This window comes from Enterobacter sp. C4G1 (genome assembly GCF_052886895.1).
Map to the genome: position 1 here is coordinate 2,231,363 of NZ_JBQVVV010000001.1, position 12,538 is coordinate 2,243,900.

The 12,538-nt window shown below is 52.3% G+C and carries 12 protein-coding genes; 6 read left to right on the top strand and 6 right to left on the bottom strand.

The genetic code is table 11. The features are described from left to right. Nucleotides 1-60: 60 nt before the first annotated feature. The 4 genes from malI to folD form a co-directional block, all read right to left on the bottom strand. Entirely contained in the window at nucleotides 61-1,077 is a 1,017-nt protein-coding gene (gene malI, locus ACT9TW_RS10690; protein ID WP_182059899.1) for a Mal regulon transcriptional regulator MalI, read from the bottom strand. Nucleotides 1,078-1,163: 86 nt separating this feature from the next. Continuing rightward, entirely contained in the window at nucleotides 1,164-2,663 is a 1,500-nt protein-coding gene (locus ACT9TW_RS10695) for a PTS transporter subunit EIIC (protein WP_446492331.1), read from the bottom strand. Between the two features lie 235 nt (nucleotides 2,664-2,898). Continuing rightward, nucleotides 2,899-3,111: a ribosome-associated protein YbcJ gene (ybcJ, locus tag ACT9TW_RS10700; RefSeq protein ID WP_182059901.1), complete on the bottom strand. Its 213-nt coding sequence runs from the start codon at nucleotides 3,109-3,111 to the stop codon at nucleotides 2,899-2,901. A gap of 1 nt (nucleotide 3,112) precedes the next feature. Further along, nucleotides 3,113-3,979, bottom strand: a complete 867-nt coding sequence (folD, locus tag ACT9TW_RS10705; protein WP_182059902.1) for a bifunctional methylenetetrahydrofolate dehydrogenase/methenyltetrahydrofolate cyclohydrolase FolD — start codon at nucleotides 3,977-3,979, stop codon at nucleotides 3,113-3,115. A gap of 308 nt (nucleotides 3,980-4,287) precedes the next feature. Between folD and fimA the strand changes: the two genes are divergently transcribed. From fimA to sfmF, 6 genes are all read left to right on the top strand, one after another. Continuing rightward, a complete protein-coding gene (gene fimA, locus ACT9TW_RS10710) occupies nucleotides 4,288-4,851 on the top strand; it encodes a type 1 fimbrial major subunit FimA (RefSeq protein ID WP_446492332.1) in 564 nt (187 codons plus the stop codon). A 69-nt stretch (nucleotides 4,852-4,920) separates the two neighbouring features. After that, a complete protein-coding gene (gene fimI / locus ACT9TW_RS10715; RefSeq protein WP_446492333.1) occupies nucleotides 4,921-5,466 on the top strand; it encodes a type 1 fimbrial protein subunit FimI in 546 nt (181 codons plus the stop codon). Nucleotides 5,467-5,508: 42 nt separating this feature from the next. Beyond that, a complete protein-coding gene (gene fimC, locus ACT9TW_RS10720) occupies nucleotides 5,509-6,201 on the top strand; it encodes a type 1 fimbria chaperone FimC (RefSeq protein WP_446492334.1) in 693 nt (230 codons plus the stop codon). Nucleotides 6,202-6,215: 14 nt separating this feature from the next. Next, complete coding sequence (locus ACT9TW_RS10725; protein ID WP_446492335.1) at nucleotides 6,216-8,783, top strand: fimbrial biogenesis usher protein; 2,568 nt, start codon at nucleotides 6,216-6,218, stop codon at nucleotides 8,781-8,783. 10 nt (nucleotides 8,784-8,793) lie between these two features. Beyond that, nucleotides 8,794-9,801, top strand: coding sequence for a type 1 fimbria D-mannose specific adhesin FimH (fimH, locus tag ACT9TW_RS10730; protein ID WP_446492336.1), 1,008 nt, complete (start codon nucleotides 8,794-8,796; stop codon nucleotides 9,799-9,801). Between the two features lie 9 nt (nucleotides 9,802-9,810). Further along, the gene (gene sfmF / locus ACT9TW_RS10735) at nucleotides 9,811-10,329 is read left to right on the top strand and encodes a fimbria assembly protein (RefSeq protein WP_446492337.1); all 519 of its coding nucleotides are present in this window, start codon (nucleotides 9,811-9,813) and stop codon (nucleotides 10,327-10,329) included. Nucleotides 10,330-10,380: 51 nt separating this feature from the next. Here the strand turns inward: sfmF and fimZ are convergent, their stop codons facing one another. Then, nucleotides 10,381-11,013, bottom strand: coding sequence for a fimbria biosynthesis transcriptional regulator FimZ (gene fimZ / locus ACT9TW_RS10740; protein ID WP_182059909.1), 633 nt, complete (start codon nucleotides 11,011-11,013; stop codon nucleotides 10,381-10,383). Between the two features lie 808 nt (nucleotides 11,014-11,821). Further along, nucleotides 11,822-12,538, bottom strand: a complete 717-nt coding sequence (locus ACT9TW_RS10745; RefSeq protein ID WP_446492338.1) for a helix-turn-helix transcriptional regulator — start codon at nucleotides 12,536-12,538, stop codon at nucleotides 11,822-11,824.

The following is a 12,538-nucleotide window of genomic DNA, read 5'->3' on the forward strand; positions in this document are numbered from 1 at the left end:
GGCAAATCATGGAAATATAGCAGCGAATTAACGGAAAGAGACCTGCCCTGAATTCTGATTTTACGCCGATTCCCTCGCAATAAGCTGCCCGGAAAGGGTGATCCGCTGGGTTTGCAGTTCCGGCTCTTTGAGCTTGCGGATAATCAACCCGGCGGCCTGACGCCCGGTTTCCTCGCTGGCTGACGACACGTAGGTGAACGACGGCGAGGTGAGATTGACGTGCAGCATATCTTCAAAACCCACCAGTGCGACCTGCTGGGTTAAAAACACATCTTTCCCGACGGTGCGGCCAACATGATGAATGCCTGAAATCGAGCCGATCATAGCGTCTGGCGAGTGGCAGAGCAGGGCGGTAATAGTGTTGTTCTTCTCAAGAAGCTGGCGGGTTACAAAACTTGCCGCCTGGGTGTCGTCGCTACAGGCGGGAGTGGACTCCTCACGATTCACCAGGCCGTACTGGGCCATTGCGCTGCGAAATCCCAGCAAACGCTGTTCCCGGATAAGGCAACCTTCACGTCCGCCAATATAGGCAATATTGCGATGCCCACGCTCGATAAGATAGCGTGTGGCGAGGTTCGCCGCCTGGCGGTTATCGCGCATCACCAGATTGCAGGGCTCATTCAACAGCGACTGGGACACCACAACCAGCGGTAACGCGCAATCACGGATCTGAGGGGGTAATGTCGACGTGCGGGTATCCGACGCCAGATAAATAACACCTGCAACGCCCTGTTGTTTAAACGAAAGCAGGCTGCGCTCCAGATGTTCATGATCGTTGAGCGGCTGGCCAAGAAAAACCATGTATCCTTGTTTTTCCAGCTCCTGAACAATGCTCGCCATCACTTTGATGGAAAAACTGTCGCTAAAATCGCGCAGGATCAGGCCAATAAGGTTGGAGGTGTTAGCGCGAAGATTGGCCGCGGCCGTGTTGTGCACATAGCCAAGCGTATTGATGGCAGCATGGACTTTCTCAATGGTGGCTTCTGAGATTTTCCCTTTCTGGCGCAATACCAGTGAGACGGTCGAAACCGAGACACCCGCCTGTTTTGCGACATCAATGATGCTGACTTTCTTCAAAACCGCTCCCTGAAATTTACCAATTATCAGCCAGATACAACAATGCGTCTCCCAGACTACAGGAGACGCGTCGTGCAGGCATCTTATTATTTGCCGATCATCGTGGACATGCTCTGGGCGATAAACTGTGCTCTGGCACCGAAAATCACCTGAATACCGTTGTCGCCCACGAAGACGACACCGCGTGCCCCCAGTCCGTTAAGACCGTCTTTATCCACGTCATCACTTTTTGACACTTCCAGACGCAGGCGGGTAATGCAGGAACCGACGGAGTCGATGTTATGCGCCCCGCCCAGCAGGCTGATGATCTCGGTTGCCAGTTCGGAATCAGATTTATCATCGGCGTTGGCGGTCACTTCGGTACGGCCCGGTGTTTTCACGTCGAAACGACGGATAACAAAGCGGAACGTGAAGTAGTAAATCAGCGCCATTGGAATGCCAATGATGATGGCGTTCAGGAAGTTGGTCTTATAGCCGTTAAACGATGGCAGGATCCCAAACGACAGGTAATCGATAAAGCCGGCAGAGAAAGATTTGGCGATATGTGCATGTAACAGGTACATCGTCATATAGGCCAGGCCCGCCATGATGGCGTTAAAGACGTACAGAATCGGGGCGACGAAAATAAAGGTGAATTCAACCGGCTCGGTGATCCCTGTCAGGAAGCAGGTGAGCGCCGCAGAGAACAGAATACCGGCAGCAATCTTTTTATTTTTGGTGTGAGCTTCGTGATACATCGCCAGACATGCCGCAGGCAGTGCAAACAGCATCAGCGGGAACTCACCCTGCATGAACTTACCGGCGTTCTGGTAGGTATCGCTGCTGAAGGATTTTACCCCTTCTTCCAGCATCTTGAACCAGATGGTCTGGTCGCCGTGGATAACCTGGCCCGCCTGGTTGGTGTAATCTCCGAACGAGTACCAGAAAGACGGATACCAGATGTGGTGCAGGCCGAGTGGGATCAGCGCGCGTTCAACCAGGCCGAAGATAAAGGTCGAGGCCGCCTGATTATCGCCGTTAACAACAACAGAAAGCGCATCAATACCGGACTGAATATGTTGCCAGATATACGGCAGCAGCAGGCCGAGTAAAAACGACAGGAATGCCGTCGCAATCGCCACAAAGCGTTTACCGGAGAAGAAACCGAGGAACTCCGGCAACTGCATGGTATGGAAACGGTTGTAGCACCACGCGGCGAGAATACCGCAGATAAGCCCACCGAATACGCCCATTTGCAGCGTCGGAATGCCCACGACCATGGCGTATTTTCCGCCCTGGGAGGCCATTTCCGGCGTGATACTCAGTACCGTGCTGATGGTGATGTTGGTGACAAACACCGATACCGCCGCAGACAGCGCCGCAATACCAGATTCCGACGCCAGACCGACGGCGGAGCCAATGGCAAACAGCATCGGCAGGTTATCAAAAATAACGCCGCCTGCGTTCATCATCAGCGGCAGGTGGAATTTATCCCCGAAGGCCAACAACAGACCTGCGGCAGGAAGCAGTGAAATTGGCAGCATTAATGCGCGACCAATCATCGATAACTTTGACAGCGATTTAACAAACCCTGATATCAGACTCATGCTGATCTTCCCCCGAGTAGCGCCTATTTTGGCGCTGTTATTGTAAGTAGAACGTTTTAGTAGAACGTTCTACTTATCGTGAGGAAAGGATGAAAATCGTGCAACTTAAATTTCACATTTCGACAGATGAAATAGTGATTCTTTGAAGTTGATCGATAATTAACCGTGATGTGTTTGGGGGATTTTTTATCCCCTCTCCCGGTGGGAGAGGGTTAGGGTGAGGGCATCAGATGGCTCAGGCCGTAACGGTAACGCTCTGACCTTCAAAGCTCACGGTCTGACCCGCGACAATCTTGCAGCGCTTGCGGGTTTCCACCGCGCCGTCCACTTTTACTTGCCCGTCGGCAATAGAGATTTTTGCCTGTGCGCCACTTTCGCTCCAGCCTTCCAGCTTCAGCAGATCGCATAGCTCAACGTGCGGGTGTTTACCTAATGAAAATGTGGCCATTTTACGCTTCCTCTACGTCGTGATACTCAACGCACGCCTGCAATGTATTCTGAATCAATGTGGCAACAGTCATCGGGCCGACGCCGCCCGGCACCGGAGTAATGTAAGACGCGCGTGCGGCGGCATCTTCGTAAACCACATCACCTACCACTTTGCCGCTTTCAAGACGGTTAATGCCCACGTCCACGACAATTGCGCCTTCTTTAATCCACTCGCCTGGAATAAAGCCTGGCTTACCGACTGCCACGATCAGCAGGTCAGCGTTCTCAACGTGATGACGCAGGTTTTTGGTGAAGCGGTGAGTAACCGTGGTAGTGCAACCCGCCAGCAGCAATTCCATGCTCATCGGGCGGCCAACGATGTTTGATGCGCCAATCACCACGGCATTCAGGCCGTAAGTGTCGATGTTGTAACGCTCAAGCAGCGTAACGATACCGCGAGGCGTACACGGACGCAGACGCGGCGCACGCTGGCACAGGCGGCCGACGTTATACGGATGGAAACCGTCGACGTCTTTGTCTGGTGCGATACGCTCCAGTACTTTCACGTTGTCGATGCCGGCAGGCAGCGGCAGTTGAACCAGAATACCGTCAATTTCTTTATCGGCGTTCAGGGTGTCAATTAGCTCAAGCAGTTCCGCTTCGCTGGTGGTTTCCGGCAGATCGTAAGAGCGGGAGAGGAAGCCTACTTCTTCACACGCTTTGCGTTTGCTGCCGACATAAATCTGCGATGCCGGGTTGCTGCCAACCAGCACAACAGCCAGCCCAGGGGCGCGAAGTCCGGCCGCTTTACGCGCCTTCACTTTTTCCGCAACCTCAGAGCGCACCTGCTGCGCAATCGTTTTACCGTCAATAATCTTTGCTGCCATCAGAGAGAAGATTCCGTCTGTAACGTTTGAAAGGGGGATTGCCTATATTTTGTCAGAAGCGAGCGCTGCTGTCAGTCACCCTTTGCGAGATTTCCTTCACTGGCCTCAAAGCCCTGATTAACGCATGGTCAATTTCTTAGGGCGGATTAGGATGTGACCTGGTTAAATCGCAGCGTTTTGACATATTTTTAAATACATTCATCAGCTACTTTGTTCCCTCTGAAATAATCATTCAATTTAACCAATTGATTGTTTTTTTATTCCCGATATTCGCGGGAAGGGTATTTTACATATTTAAAGGAATAGCTATGAAACTCAGCAGTATTGCATCTACCGTTATTGCTACACTGGCGCTGGTTACCGGTGCCGCTCATGCAGAAGATACCACAACACCTGTTTCCGTTAATGGCGGTACAGTTCATTTTAAAGGTGAATTAGTGAATGCGGCCTGTTCAGTGAATACTGACTCTTCCGAACAGACAGTTAATCTTGGCCAATATCGCACGGCGAAATTCACTAAAATTGGTGACACCACCTCAAATATTCCTTTCAACATCGTTCTGAATGATTGCGATCCGCTGGTGGCGAAAACCGCAGCCGTTGCGTTCACTGGGCCACTGGATGCCACAGACAAAACCCTGCTGGCAGTGACCTCCGGTAACAACGACAACTCTGCCAAAGGCGTTGGTATCGAGATCCTCGACAGCAAATCCACCACTCTGACGCCAGATGGGGCGACCTTCTCTGCGGCGCAGAGCCTGATTGAAGGGACTAACACCCTGAGCTTCACCGCACGCTACAAAGCCACCGCAGCCGTCACCGAGCCGGGTCAGGCAAATGCGGATGCAACGTTCGTGATGAAATACGAATAAGTCTGTTTAACAGGGAGGTTCACGGCCTCACGGATGAGGCCCGTCATACGCTAAAGCCGGGAACGAAGGATGACTTGGACTGGGATACTGTTGCTGCTGGCCTGTTCTGTTGCGCCATCAGTGACGGCACATACCGTGGTAGTGGATGGCGGACGCGTTCACCTCAACGGTGAGCTGGTAAATGGTGGCTGCGCCGTTGCGCCCGACAGCCAGAATATGCGCATCGACATGGGGCAATACCGTACTAATGCGTTTTCCGGTGTGGGGAGTTTTTCAACGGTGAACATTCCTTTCACCGTGCGGCTGCTGGACTGTCGCGTGGATGTCTCGCGCGTGGTGGCCATTCAGTTTCAGGGGGTAACGCCCGCTGAAGATCCGCAGGTATTTCTGGCAACTTCCCGGCCTGGAGAGACGCCCGTCAGCAGTGGTGTAGGGTTGGCACTTTTTGACGAACAACAGCGCCAGATTATCCCTAATGAAACGACCGTCAGTCGCTTAGCGATAGATGCTCGCGAGCTGGCTTTTCATTTCAGCGCCCGTTATCGGGCAATTTCCGAACACCTTGTACCAGGCCGTATTCAGTCGGATGTCTGGTTCACGTTGATTTATCCCTGACGCACCTGCACCTGCGAACAAATAACGAAAGGTATTGTTGTGATGAACACCCTATTTAAACCAGGACTGATTATTTCACTTATTTTGCTGCTGGTGTCGACATCTGCAAATGCCTCCGGTGGTATCGCTCTGGGGGCCACGCGCGTTATTTATCCGGCAGAGGCGAAACAAACGTCACTTGCAATAACCAACAGTAATAAACAAGAGCGGTATTTAATTAACGCGTGGATTGAAAATGCCAGCGGACAAAAAGAGAAAACGTTCGCCGTTACGCCGCCGCTGTTTGTCAGCGAGCCAGACAGCGAAAACACGCTGCGGATTATTTACGCCGGCCCGGCGTTGCCCGCTGACCGCGAATCGCTGTTTTATATGAACGTGAAGGCTATCCCGTCGGTGAATAAATCCCATCTGGAGGGCAATAACGTCCTGCAATTGGCCATCTTATCGCGCATCAAGTTGTTTGTGCGGCCTAAAAATCTGGCGATGCCGCCGGAAGAGGCGCTTTCGCAACTCCGCTTTGAGCGTATCGGCAATCAGCTCAGGGTGAGTAATGCTTCGCCGTATTACATCACGCTGGTCAATTTAACCCTCGGCGGGCAGAGTCTGGAAAATCTGATGATTACCCCGAAAAACGCGGCACAGCAAGCACTTCCTGCGGCGGCTGGGGGTGTCCTTTCCTGGCAGAGCGTAAATGATTACGGCGCCATTACGCCGGCGCGTAGCGTTAAGCTGTGAGCAGAGTCAGGGCGATGAAGACTTATCAATGGCGTGTCTGTCCGGTGGCTCTGGCGCTGATGACCGTACTCTGGCCGCAAACCGGCTTTAGCGAAAGTTACTTTAATCCGGCGTTTTTGTCTGATGACAGCGCGAGCGTGGCGGATTTGTCGCGTTTTGAGAAAGGGCATCAGCAGGCTCCTGGCGTCTATCGTGTGGATATCTGGCGAAACGACGAATTTATCGGCACTCAGGATGTGCGCTTTGAGAAAGCAACCGGGAGCACACCGCCGGTGGCGGGCGGGCTTTCGGCTTGTGTCACGCGCGCCATGCTTGACCGGTTTGGCGTCAATATTGCCGCCTTCCCGGAACTGGCTGATGTGCAGGGTGATGCCTGCGCGCCGCTCGCCACCGCGCTTCCCGGCAGCGAAGTCGTTTTTAACTTTGCCTCTTTGCGTCTTAACGTCAGCCTGCCGCAGGTGGCGATGCAGAACAGCGTGCGCGGCTACATTCCCCCTGAACAGTGGGATGACGGGATCCCAGCCGCGCTGCTCAATTACAGTTTTACCGGTAACCGGGGCAGCGACGACGACAGCTATTATCTGAATCTGCAAAGCGGGCTGAACTACGGTGCCTGGCGTCTGCGCAACAACGGCGCGTGGCGTTATTCGCAAAACAACGGTGAACGACACAGCAACTGGGAAAATATTGGTACCTGGGCGCAGCGCAGCATTATTCCCCTCAAAAGCGAGCTGGTACTGGGTGACAGCAATACCGGTAACGACGTGTTTGATAGCATCGGTTTTCGCGGTGGGCGGCTCTACTCTTCTGACAGCATGTACCCGGACAGCCTTCAGGGCTACGCGCCAACCGTGCGCGGTATTGCCCGTACGCCTGCGAAAGTGGTCATTCGCCAGAACGGGTATGTGATTTACCAGAGTTATGTCCAGCCCGGCGCTTTTGCGATAAGCGATCTGAACCCCACTTCATCCAGCGGTGACCTGGAGGTCACGGTAGAAGAAAAAGACGGTAGCCAGCAGCGCTACACGGTGCCGTATTCCACCGTACCGCAGCTTCAGCGTGAAGGTCGCTGGAAGTATGACCTGGTGGCGGGAGACTACCGCAGCGGAAACAGTGAACAGGATACGCCGTTCTTTACCCAGGGGACGTTAATTACCGGTCTTGCCGACGGCTACACGCTCTACGGCGGCACGCAGCTGGCATCACGTTACACGGCGCTGGCCATCGGTGCCGGGAAAAACCTTGGTAACTGGGGGGCGATATCGCTCGATCTGACACACGCCCGCAGCCAGCTTGCCGATGACAGCCGTCACGAAGGGCAGTCGCTGCGCTTCCTCTACGCCAAATCCCTGAACGGATTTGGCACCAACTTTCAGTTGCTCGGCTATCGCTACTCCACAAAAGGGTTTTACACCCTGGATGATGTGGCCTGGCGCTCGATGGAAGGCTATCAATACGGTGAAAGCCAGGATGACGACGGCGTACCGGATGTGCAGAGCTATCACAATCTGACGTGGAATAAAAAAGGGCGCTTCCAGCTCAATATCTCTCAGTCGCTGGGGGATTACGGGTCGCTGTATGTCTCCGGCAGCCAGCAAAGTTACTGGGGAACCAGCGAATCAAACGTCTGGTATCAGCTTGGCTACGCGGGTGGCATTCAGGGCGTCAGCTATTCCGTCTCCTGGTCGTGGAATAAAGCGGTGGGGATCGACGGTACAGACCGGATCGCCTCGTTTAACGTCTCCGTTCCTTTCAGCCTGTTCACTCGCCACGGTTATCGACGCGATAACGCCATTGACCGGGCTTATGCCACAGCATCAGCCAGCCGGAACAATGACGGTGAAAGCAGCTGGCAAACCGGGATCAGCGGCACGTTACTTGAAGACCGTAACCTGAACTACAGCGTGACCCAGGGGCATACCAGCAATAACGGTGCCAGCGGAAGTGCCAGCGCCAACTGGCAAGCAACCTACGGCACGCTGGGGGTGGGCTATAACTACGCGCGCGATCAGCACGATCTCAACTGGCAGGTTTCTGGCGGCATCGTGGGCCACGAAAATGGCGTGACCTTCAGCCAGCCACTGGGGGATACCAACGTCCTGATCAAAGCCCCGGGAGCATCCGGAGTGAGCGTAGAAAACCAGACCGGGGTGAAAACCGACTGGCGAGGCTACGCGGTAATGCCGTATGCCACGGTCTATCGTTACAACCGTGTGGCGCTGGATACCAACACCATGAGCAACAATACCGATATCGAAAACAACGTGAGCAGCGTGGTGCCGACAAGAGGCGCGCTGGTGCGTGCCAGCTTTGATGCCCGGATCGGCGTTCGCGCGTTACTGACCGTCAGACGCGGCGATCAACCTGTGCCGTTTGGTGCCGTAGTGCGTGAAACCCAAAGTGGAGTCACCAGCATGGTGGGGGATGACGGACAGATTTACCTCAGCGGATTACCGCTGGAAGGGGAGCTGTTGATCCAGTGGGGCGACGGAATGCAATCCCGGTGCCGCGCGCACTACCGCTTACCCGCAGATAGCCAGAACCAGGCCATTACCATGGCGGGGGCGAGCTGTGATCGATAACAGGAACTCAATGATGAAATTTTCCCACACGCTATTGGGCGCGGTACTGCTGTGCGGCGCGCTGCCTGCGTGGGCAACGGTGTGTCAGAATGCGGACGGCGTCGCGAAGGACATCTCCTACGATCTCTCAAACGTCTTTGACAGCTCCAACAACAAGCCAGGGCAGATTGTCACCCTGGCGCAAAAATCCGGGCTGGTCGGGGTGAGCGCTATCTGCCCGAAGGGGACTTCCGGTAAATCGACCATGCGTAGCTACGTCACGGACTTGCCCATCACCACCGAGATAGACAGCTACAAGTATGTGAAGCTGAACGACTATCTGGATGGCGCGATGCAGATCCACGATGATTACGCCGGGACGTTTTATCCACCAGCGAAATATATTCAGATGGGTCAGCACCCTAACGTGCCGAACAACAAAGCGTTTCCGGTGACGGATTCTAAGCTGGTCTTTCGCCTCAGGGTGACGCGTCGGTTTATCAATATGGTGGTGATCCCGCAGCAGACCATGTTCAGGGTCTATGTCACCACCACGTCGGCCGACCCGCTCAGCACGCCGGTTTACACGATCAGCTACAGTGGCACGATCCAGGTGCCGCAAAGCTGCGAAATTAATGCCGGAAAGGTGGTGGAATTTGATTTTGGCGAAATCGGTGCATCGCTGTTTAGCCAGGCAGGAGCCGGAAATCGCCCGGACAAGGTTTCGCCACAGACAAAAACAATTGCCATCAAATGCACCAATGTGGAAGCCAATGCTTATCTGTCCATGCGTATCGAAGCTGAGCAAACCTCTGGCAACGCGCTGGTTTCCGATAACCCCGATTTGGGGTTTGTGGTTGCTACAGAAAGTGGCACCCCGCTGACGCCCAACAACCTGACCAGCAAAATTCCGTTCCGTCTGGATGACAGCGCTCAGGCGCAGGTGGGGATCAGAGCCTGGCCGGTCAGTATTACGGGCAATAAACCTGCCGAAGGGCGTTTTACCTCTCGCGGGTATTTGCGCGTGGATTATGAATAAGGAGGCGCAATGCGACGCTGGAGTAAAGCACTGCTGCTGGTAACGCTGGTTCACGCAAACGCCCATGCAGCCACGGCACTGGGGGAAATCAACATTGAGCTGTATGGCAATATTGTGGATTTCACCTGTGTCGCGGAAGGCAGCGATAGCGACAAAATCGTTAAGCTGGGCACCTGGCCGACAAAACAACTCAGCACCACCGGCAGCCGGACGCAGCCGGTACCCTTTACGCTGAAACTGACCGGATGCCCGCCCGGCGCGGCATCGATTACCTTTTCAGGAAAAGAGGACGGGAGTGATAGTGGTTTACTGGCTCTGAATGATTCAAGCCAAGCCAGCAATGTTGCGGTGGAAATCCGCGATCGGGATAAAACACGTCTGGCATTGCAGCAGGCCAGTCAGACGGTGGCGGTAGATGCCCAGGGAAATGCACAGCTGTCGTTTTATGCCAATTATATTGCCACGGCCGATAACCCCCAGCCAGGCAGAGCAGATGCCGATGCGACCTTCATGATTAATTATAATTGAGACTGACCGCACTCCCTGAAACTCGCATAAGTTGCAGGGAGTGAATTCAGGTTAAAGCAATTCGTGGGCCTTCGCGTAATCAATTAATTCAACAATACTTTGTACGCCTAGCTTAGAATAAATATTGGATTTGTGAGCGCTTATTGTTTTGTTGCTGAGCAAGAGTTGCTCGGCGATTTCTTTATTCGATAACCCATTTGCCAGATACCTCAGTACCGTCACTTCCCGGTTTGATAACGGCATGTCTATATCCATTCCTTTGTGTGCTCCCAGATGATTTATAAAGTTTAATGTTTCGGATGGGAAAAATGAATATCCCGTCAGTAACATTTCAACCGCATTATAGATCTCACCTAAATCTTTCCGCTTACTGACAAAACCATTTGCTCCGGCGCGAATGGCGCGCCCGGCGTAAAACGCCTCTGATTTTGAGGAGAGGAAAAGAACTTTTATGTCCTTGTTTAAGTTTTTGATTCTTTTGAGTAATGCGAATCCATCAGTCCCGGGTAGTTCGATGTCCAGGATCACCAGATCAATCGCATGGTTGCGTATACAATCAAGAACTTCATGGCTGTCACCTGACTTGAGCTTAACCACGATATTTTTATTTTTCTGTAGCAGGACTTCTATCGACATTCTGACAATAGGGTGTTCGTCCATAATGATAACGGATGCCGGTTTCATTTTTTATGCCTCAGATTGTTAAAAGCGTTGTGCCGAGTTTTGCTAAAACTCTCGGAAAGCCGGAAGGATAATTATACAGATCCTTATACGGTGGTAATTCCCTGGAAGAGCGAAAGCATCCTTGTTAACGTAGTGACAAATTCATTGCCTCAGCGCGGATTGTTAAATTGGCTGGTGGTGGCAAAAGGTGTTTTCTTATTCATATTTGAAACACGTCTTATTATACCGTTTAAGCTTTCTCCGAAAAGCCTGTAAATTATATTTTCCGTGTTGTGATGTATTATCTTCTGGAAGCTAATGGCTATTAATTTAAATTTAGGTGAAATCACCTTATATTTCCTGTACAGCAATGCAACATCTTTATGTAATAACAAAAAATGACATATTTCTCTATATGTTGATCGGTTGTTAAAAAATAAATCCAACACACAGCGCCATTTTTTCTGGTGTCAGTGAAGCGATCCCCTATGCAAGCCGTAGTGTCGTCAACAACAAGCTCCGACTCTCTTCAGGAAAATATTGTGACTGAACAGCAGGATATGCTGTCCTTTCGGCTGCCAGATTGATGCCTTTCTCTCTAATCTGCTTGTTTTTACATCATTATCATCTTATTAACGGAATCACTATTATTTTAACGCTTGGTTGAAAGAACTGCCGGTTCAGGTTTTTGTGGTGTTTCGCGTTGTTGAAGTGGATAAATTAGGAATAGTTGTAATTTCGACAGTTATGTTAAAAAAACACGCTATATTGACAATTATCTTAAGTGATTTCCTAAAGGTCTTTAGGAATTAATGGGTTAGTGGATAAGTTAAAACGTGAACTCAGACAGGTTATTGAGCAGGTGCAGGAGTTCCTGACGATGATTTAAACCGAGTTTCTTCAGGATGCAGTTCAGACGATAAATGACCCGGCTGTAAGGCCGATGTTGTAAGTCGGCTATTTCCCGCAGTGATAGACCCTGGGACAAATACTGAAGTACGGGCCATTCATTGCGGCAGAACCACTCTTTTTTCATGCTCACCGGCACTGTGGCGTCCAGCAGAGATTGTTGCATGGCCTTCGCGGTGAGCTGCCGCTCCAGGACGTGAAACGGCCCGGCGGCCCGACAAAAAAGCCGGGTGTCGTAATCATCCGCCCTGATCAGTAAATGAGGTATCAGAAAAGGGGAGTAGAGGCTCTGCCTTCTTAGCCTGTCCAGCATGTCGATAAGGGTAATGGCCCGGCTTTCGATATCCACAAGCAGCCTGGCGGATGGCCAGTGGCCGAGCGAGCTGAACGCCTCTTCCAGCGTTTCGCAATCACAGCAGTTACTGAGCGGGGTGTTTCCGTTCAGAATACCGGTACGAAGGAAGTTATCCTGGGTGACCAGAATAATAAAAGGCGCGTGTGTCTTTTGATTCCGGTTAATTGACTGGCTCAAAAACTCAAGACGGTCGAAAAAGGGGGGAGGATAGGGCGAGTGTGTAAATCCCGGTGAATCACTTCCTGTCCGACGCCGTCTGTAGCGGCGTACTGTCATTCGCAT